Source organism: Pseudoalteromonas sp. TB51 (assembly GCF_000498055.1).
GTDB lineage: Bacteria > Pseudomonadota > Gammaproteobacteria > Enterobacterales > Alteromonadaceae > Pseudoalteromonas > Pseudoalteromonas atlantica.
Map to the genome: position 1 here is coordinate 1 of NZ_AUTO01000341.1, position 7,656 is coordinate 7,656.

At 38.7% G+C, this 7,656-nt stretch carries 7 protein-coding genes and 1 other annotated feature; all 7 genes read left to right on the plus strand.

Annotation, left to right across the window (positions count from 1 at the left end):
* Positions 1-50 precede the first annotated feature (50 nt).
* A protein-coding gene (locus tag L650_RS0121575; protein ID WP_223230517.1) for an IS3 family transposase occupies positions 51-1,270 on the plus strand; the annotation gives its coding sequence in 2 pieces (ribosomal slippage) (positions 51-339 and positions 339-1,270; 1,221 coding nt in all).
* Positions 329-445: a sequence feature (AL1L pseudoknot), on the plus strand. It overlaps the preceding gene by 117 nt.
* A 186-nt stretch (positions 1,271-1,456) precedes the next feature.
* The gene (locus L650_RS0121580; protein ID WP_029774362.1) at positions 1,457-2,104 is read left to right on the plus strand and encodes a hypothetical protein; all 648 of its coding nucleotides are present in this window, start codon (positions 1,457-1,459) and stop codon (positions 2,102-2,104) included.
* A gap of 877 nt (positions 2,105-2,981) precedes the next feature.
* On the plus strand, positions 2,982-3,734 hold the full coding sequence (locus L650_RS0121590; RefSeq protein WP_029774364.1) for an SDR family oxidoreductase: 753 nt from the start codon (positions 2,982-2,984) through the stop codon (positions 3,732-3,734).
* 422 nt (positions 3,735-4,156) lie between these two features.
* On the plus strand, positions 4,157-5,695 hold the full coding sequence (locus L650_RS0121595; protein WP_029774365.1) for a glucan biosynthesis protein: 1,539 nt from the start codon (positions 4,157-4,159) through the stop codon (positions 5,693-5,695).
* Positions 5,696-5,963: 268 nt separating this feature from the next.
* Positions 5,964-6,275 (plus strand): hypothetical protein, encoded by a 312-nt coding sequence (locus L650_RS0121600; RefSeq protein ID WP_004587081.1) that lies wholly within the window; start codon positions 5,964-5,966, stop codon positions 6,273-6,275.
* A 417-nt stretch (positions 6,276-6,692) separates the two neighbouring features.
* Positions 6,693-7,010: a YrbL family protein gene (locus L650_RS0121610; RefSeq protein WP_164835580.1), complete on the plus strand. Its 318-nt coding sequence runs from the start codon at positions 6,693-6,695 to the stop codon at positions 7,008-7,010.
* Positions 7,011-7,090: 80 nt separating this feature from the next.
* The coding region (locus L650_RS0121615; RefSeq protein WP_029772047.1) for a helix-turn-helix domain-containing protein at positions 7,091-7,656 on the plus strand (566 nt) is incomplete at its 3' end.

Consider the following 7,656-nt stretch of genomic DNA (forward strand, 5'->3'; position numbering starts at 1 on the left):
TGAATCGCCCCGTGTTTGCCAGAGACTCAATAACTTGAGAAACTGGAACTATGAAAAAATCAAATCGCTATACATCAGAATTTCGTGAACGTGCAATTAGGCTTGTTACCACACAACAGCATGAATACCCTTCTCTTTGGGCTGCGCTAGTATCGATTTCAGATAAACTGGGATGTACCCCAGAAACACTTAGAGCATGGGTCAAGAAATCTCAAGCTCAACCGTCTAAACCCTCTTCTAATACGCAATCAACTGAAGAACGCCTTGCCGTCTTAGAGCGCGAGAATAAAGAGCTCAAGCGAACGAATGATATCCTGAGGCAAGCTGCCGCTTTTTTCGCCCAAGCGGAGCTCGACCGCAAACAGAAGTAATAGTGGATTTTATTGATGCTTGCAGAGAGCATTACGGTGTCGAGTCAATTTGCAAGGAATTGCCGATTGCACCATCAACGTATTATTCTCATAAACAGATACAAAGAGAGCCTGAGCGACTGTCTAACCGCAAAAAGCGTGATGCTGAGCTGATAATACTCATTCGCGAAGTGTGGGAGGATAATATGTCAGTTTATGGTGCAAGAAAAATATGGAAGCAGCTACAGCTTGACGACCATCAAGTCGCCCGCTGTACAGTCGAACGATTGATGCGAGTTATGGGAATTCAAGGTGTTCGTCGGGGTAAAGCACATAAGACAACGATACCTGACGAGCAACAAGATAAGCCACTTGATTTAGTTAATCGTCAATTTACTGCTGAGCAGCCAAATCAACTTTGGGTAGCTGACATCACCTATGTTGCCACATGGAGTGGGTTTGTTTATGTCGCTTTCGTGATAGATGTTTTTTCACGATACATTGTAGGTTGGCGTGTATCAACGACAATGCACACAGAGCTTATTCTTGATGCGTTAGAGCAAGCTATTTGGCATCGTGGCAACCCCGAAGGGTTAATTCACCACAGCGACAGAGGCAGCCAATATTTGTCTATACGATACACTGAGCGACTTGCTGAAGCTGGAATTCAAGCGTCTGTAGGCAGTGTGGGTGACTCTTATGACAATGCATTGGCTGAAACAATAAATGGATTATTTAAAACAGAGATTATTCGCAGAAATGGCCCGTGGAAGAATGTTGATGCTGTTGAATACGCAACGTTAGAGTGGGTCAATTGGTTTAATAATCAACGCTTATTATCTTCAATTGGGTATATTTCACCAGCTCAATATGAAACAGACTACTATGATAATTTAAACGAGTCAGGTAAAGTGGCCTGACTTAAACAAACTGGTCTCCGATGAACTCGGGGCGATTCAATCACTTTTATAATAGGGCTAATTACTTGTTTACATTAAAGTTATTAAGTGGAATTATTGAACACTGTAATATACGCCGTTTTGGGGTGTTATAAATCCCCTGAGTGGTGTTCAATAAGTTGTTATATTTCAAATCAAGGATAGAGTTTGATTCACAATTATTTAGAAGCGGTCGAAAGTGTAGTTAAAAGGTTGTTTGAAGCGAGAGCTGACTATCATGTAATTATAAACGATCTGTTTAAAGACTCTATGCCTCCAATTTTTGTCCATAACCGAAACAATCCGAAAGAAGTAATCGCTCGAGACCACGCAGCATGGCTTGAACAAAAACAAATAAAACTAAAGAAAGAAAAATCGGATGCTGCAATTGAAAACCTAACTAATGAACAATTCGCTTTATCAATTATTGACGGTTCTCTTTTGCAGATAGCTTGTAAAGGAATTGAGCTGTATTCAGAAAACAACCAAAACACCTCGCCACTTCCTAACCTTTCAGAGAAGGCGTGTAAATTTTCTGTTGGTGAAATAATTAGAGAAATACCTGCGGGCTTAATTATTTATGCAGGCAGAAATCACTATAACCATCTAGAGGATGGAGAAAGACTTAGAAAGCCGACGAAAGAAATAATTAATTTACTCAACGTAAATTCCCAACAATATAAACCAAATATTGTATTCGACTTTGACACATATAATGAATTACCTAGAAACTTAACAACGAGCTTTATTGGTATACTTGGTTGGGAAAGTACCAAAGATTTCAGAGAAACATTAATGAGTATCAATGAAATATAAAGAAGAGTTAGGATGACACCCATTCTAACTTTTACGTAAATTATTATTTATAACATTAAGTTAGGTTAAATTCATGAAAATGAATCACGTAAAAAGCTGAACTAAACTGACGATATAAAAGTAATAAGAGATAGCCCGATAGGCGACAATAAGCTTTATAAAAAAGTAAACGGCTCGGGTTTATTAAGTCTGTTTTCAATTAAATAAAAAGCGGAATAATACGGTCAGAGAGACATGAAAAAGTTGGCCTTACAGGATAAAACGAATATGAACGCCTTTATTTTCTGCTGCCACAACTGTATTGCCTTGTTCATAAATGAGAAAGCTGAAAAACATGATGCATTAAAAAAAGGGGAGCCCATTTATACCAAAATACGCCAATCAAGCACCTATAATTCCCTCTAAAACGTCCATTAAAACAGCCGCAAATTCTCTTCTTATATTTTATGTGCAATATCTATAACTGATTGAACCAAAATAGGAACTCGGCTATGGTTGATTCATTAATAAAAATAAATTTAAAACGAGTTAATTTACAAGCTCGTTAGTTGCTCTGGAGACTTATGAGTACAGCTGGAATTATTATTTTTGTGTTTCTCTTTATCACGTTTCTTTTCACTATAAGATATTTTTTCATTTTTGTAACAGCGTTTTGGCGTGGAAGGTTTAAATTAAAAGAGCTTAATTTCTGGTTGTTAGGTTTTATTATTTTTGTACTGACTTTTAATGTCACAATGAATTTTCACGAAGAGTTAGGGATAAAGAAAACTTGTGCACAAAATGCAGCTTCTTGCTAAGTATTGCTAATTTATGCCAACTACTTACTGTTTAGCAAAGCATTTTATATTCCTCCATCATCATTATTTAAGGATGACTTATGAATAACACAGAAGTGGTTTTAATAACGGGCGGAGGTCGAGGTATTGGTGCTGCTACATCTAAATTATTTGCATCAAAAGGGTATGCCGTTTGTATCAATTACAAGTCTAATCTAGCTTCGGCTGAAGCTGTCGCAAGCGATATTAAGGCTGCAGGTAATCGTTGTATTACAGTCCAAGCAGATGTTTCGGTTGAGAATGATGTGGTAAGGCTGTTTAAAAAAATTGATGCAGAGCTAGGCCCTTTATCAGTACTTGTTAATAACGCTGGTATTTTACGTAAGCAGTCGCGTTTGGAGGATTTAACAGCTGAAAGAATTAATACTATTTTAGCAAACAACGTGACTAGTTACTTCTTGTGCTGTCGAGAGGCCATAAAGCGTATGTCTACACGCCATGGCGGAAACGGTGGTGTTATTGTAAACGTTTCATCGGGGGCATCTCGTTCAGGTTCACCGAATGAATATATTGATTATGCTGCCTCAAAAGGGGCTATAGACACACTCACTAAAGGTTTATCACTAGAGGTTGCCTGTGAAGGAATTAGAGTTAATTGTGTGCGTCCTGGGCTAATTAATACGCAAATGCACGCTGATGGTGGTGAACCTGAAAGAGTAGAAAGGTTAAAGGAGCTTATTCCTCTTAAGCGTGGAGGTGAACCTGAGGAGGTGGCCGAAGCTATTTATTGGCTTTCATCAGCAAAGTCATCGTTTTCGACAGGGAATTTTTTAGACTTATGTGGTGGCCTTTAATACATAGCAAACCAATGTAATGGCAATTCCTCACGCTTAACACTTTTAAGTGGGTGTTATAGGCTAAAAAAGGATTGAATATGTTACTCGACTTCTCAGTTTTTGTTGAGAAGCCTGCATTAATCAGGTATTTATACTAAGCGTAGCAGCGACGCACAGATCAGTATTTCGATTTTAAAGCACTAACTGGCTTTAACTAAGTAAAAGCTATATCAGCCGCATTTATTAAATACAACTATTCAAACGCAACTATTCAAATACAATCTCCCCTAAACACAGCTAAGCATAAAAGCTTCGCCAAATAACGTTATTTTAGTAAACGCGAGTTCATATTGCGGTGTGTAATATCTTTACAAGCATTTTAAGTTAGGCGTTCGTAATGGGCGCTTATTTTTAGACTCCCTTTATTAGAGATACTTTTTATGAAGTTAAAGTTATTTATTGCCGCTATTATTGCCTCCTCTGTGTCGTTACACGCGGCGCAAGCACAAGCAAGTGCTAAGTTTACTTTTGAAGACTTAAAAGCGTTGGCAAAAGCCTCTGCCAAAAAGCCTTATACGCCTGTGGAAGTGCCAGCACCTGAGCTTATCGATAAAATTACCTATGACGAACATTGGAAAATACGCTTTAAAGAAGATGAAACCCTCTACCCAAATGGCAAAAAGGCACCGGTGCAATTATTTTACCCTGGGCGATATTTTCCTGAGCCGGTAAGTATTTTCATCAGAGATGATAAAAACAACGTTAAAGAACTGCCTTTTAGTAATGCACTTTTTGATATGCCTGAAGATAGCCCTGCCGACGACCTGCCAGAAGGGTTTGGGTTTGCAGGCTTTAGAATTATGCGCCCTGATATAAAACCAGATTGGATATCGTTTTTGGGGGCGTCTTATTTTAGAACTGATGGCCCTCAGGGGCAATATGGGTTGTCGGCTCGCGGTATTGCAATAAATACCGGTATGAGTGAGCCAGAAGAATTTCCACGCTTTTCGGCATTTTGGTTAGGCCCTGCAGAAAATAAAGGTGAGAGCATGTCTGTGTGGGCATTGCTTGAGGGGCCCTCTGTTACAGGTGCTTATCGGTTTGGTTTGAGTAAAGACAACAAAGAGGCCAAAGGGCATGTTACCTCTGTAAGTGCTAATTTGTATATGCGCGCCGATGTTGAGCGCTTAGGTATAGCGCCGCTAACCAGCATGTACTGGTACTCAGAAAAAGATAAAACGGTAGCGAAAGACTGGCGTCCAGAAATTCACGACAGCGATGGCTTAGCGATTCATACTGGGTCGGGCCAGTATATTTGGCGACCGTTAAATAATCCGCAGTCGGTGTCGACCAATAGCTTTATTGATGAAAACCCTAAAGGCTTTGGTTTAATCCAAAGAGATCGTGACTTTAATAACTACCAAGACGACGGCGTGTTTTACAATAAGCGTTCATCAGCGTGGATAAAGCCTACGGGTGATTGGGGGAGAGGCGCTGTGCAGCTAATCGAAATCCCAACTAAAGATGAAACGTTTGATAACATTGTTGCTTATTGGGTGCCTGAAAAAGAGGTACGTAAAGGCGATGAGTTTACCTTTTCTTATGATATTGAGTGGCGTCCACTCGATCCAAAATCAAAAAACCTAGCAAGTGTTGTTAATACTCGCCAAGGACAGGGCGGAATTCCTGGCCAGCCTATTCCTGAGGGCGTAAACAAAATGGTGATTGATTTTGAAGGCCCAGTATTTAAAGGCCTAGATAGAGAAAGCGGCATAAAGCCTATTGTTGAAGCCAGTAACGGCGAAGTACTGGAGCCAATTGGTGCTTACCCAATAGTGGGGACCAACCAATGGCGATTAGCGTTTGACTACAAACAGAGCAATAACGACCCCGTAAGCATACGCGCGTATTTGGTTGATAAAAGCGAAGAGGCGATAACCGAAACATGGGTAAGTGATGCAAAAGTAACGATTGAGTAACTATAAAAATTAAAGCGGGTGGCCCTATAATTAGTTTTATGTAGCCACCCGAATAACTGAAAAATAAATGTTTTTAGCGAAGGTTAGCTAAAGCAATTCTCTTATTTCAATATACATCTAATGCTTAGTTATAAATTTAACATGCTTGGCTAACTACATGGTGAATTTGGCTATTTTAAGTTGCTCCTACTTGTTTTTAAGTTTGCTTGTGTGAATAATGAACATTCACTCAGGAAAAATAATAAAAGTAATTAAATTAAGGATATATATGAAACTTTACCCATACTCAACAATTAAAACAGAAAACCTTAAGGGCCTGCTTATCGCTTCTAGAGTGCTTGGGTTTTTGAGTTATATACTGTTTTTTATAGCTATTTGCATTGGTTTATTTGGTGTTTTTTCTAACCTTGGCGCACCTAAAGATTTAGGGAATGGAATAGTTATGTCTGCACCAAATGCCGGTTTACCTGTGATGATAATGTCAATTTGGGGTGCCGTTTCTGCAGTTTGTATTCTAGCTTTTAGTGGCTTATGTGCAGCTGTTGTATCATGCGAATACAAATATACAAAGTCGGTTTAGCTATATACCGGCGTATTTAGATAGTAAAAACGGGGCTTCTACTATCTAAATATTTATTTGTAAGACTTGGTTAACTACCGCGAACAAATCTAAATTTTTTGTTCTTCTTCCTTATCTCAATAGCCTGGTATTCGTTTTAATAATAATACAAAAGCAAATCTACCTTAGTCTTTAATACATTCAAACTGTAGCTAATTTACCTTGATAAACCCTAATTTATAGTTAAAATGGCCGGCTTATTTAACGAATATACCTACTTTATTACTGACATAGTAATAAAAGCTGCATTAATAGATGTAAATACTAAGCGTGCAATTTTAAGGCGTGTTATTTACCTCGTTTTATACCAATCCTCAAAACAGGTTACTTAATTAAGCGAATTGGTATTTGTAAATTTACGTTAGGACGAAAATTGGTTTGATCTCATTGAACGACGATTTAATTGTAGGTAAAGGGGCGCATAGAACGTGTTACAGGCACCCTGAGGCACATAATTTATGTATAAAAGTAAGCCATGAAGGGTTTTCGCAGGAGCAAGATCAAGAGCTGGCTTATTATAAGCGACTTAGTAACCGAAATATTCAGTGGCAGTTGTTAGCGCGATACCATGGTACGGTACACACTAATATTGGCACAGGGTATGTGTTTGATTTAGTGATTGATGCAAATAATTATGTTAACACCAAGCGACTTTGTCGTATCTTAATTACCAAGCGATTCTGTCGTAATCGCTAATTACCAAGGGAATTTGTCGGTCACTTTTTTACGTGTCTGTTAGTGTTTTGTTTTTGGAATACTAATAAGGCATGTTGAGGATGATTGTGATGGATTCAAAAGCTCAACTCACTGTTGATATTATTGCTAAAGTAGCAGAAAACAGAATAACAATTGGCAATGCAGCAAAGTTACTTAACAAGTCACGACGTACAATTGAACGCTACGTCAAACAATATCAGCAAGTCGGTATTCAATTTGCTATTCATGGTAATCGTGGCAAAGCCCCGCCAAATAAAACACCAGTATCAATTAAAAAAGCCGTGCAAACTCTGATTAAAGAAAAGTATTTCGACTTGAATCTGCTTCACTTAGCTGAGCAGTTAGCAATCAATGAAAACATCGTAGTTAAGCGCGAGACCCTACGAAGTTGGGCTCATGATATCCACCATGTTAAACGCGCTAAACGAAGACGTAGTAATGTTCGCAAACGCAGAGAACGCATGGAAGCTCCGGGATTAATGATGCAAATGGATGGTAGCCCTCATCGTTGGTTTGGTGATAAAAAGCACTGTTTAGTTATCATGATTGACGATGCTACTAGTGAAGTATACGCCGAGTTCTTTCCTTCAGAAACGACCGTAGGTTGCTTAAAGGTAATGCGAGA

Bases quoted from the DNA above. Each gene is read 5' to 3' on its own strand.
- L650_RS0121590 (WP_029774364.1), top strand. From the start codon at position 2,982: ATGAATAACACAGAAGTGGTTTTAATAACGGGCGGAGGTCGAGGTATT.
- L650_RS0121600 (WP_004587081.1), top strand. From the start codon at position 5,964: ATGAAACTTTACCCATACTCAACAATTAAAACAGAAAACCTTAAGGGC.
- L650_RS0121595 (WP_029774365.1), top strand. From the start codon at position 4,157: ATGAAGTTAAAGTTATTTATTGCCGCTATTATTGCCTCCTCTGTGTCG.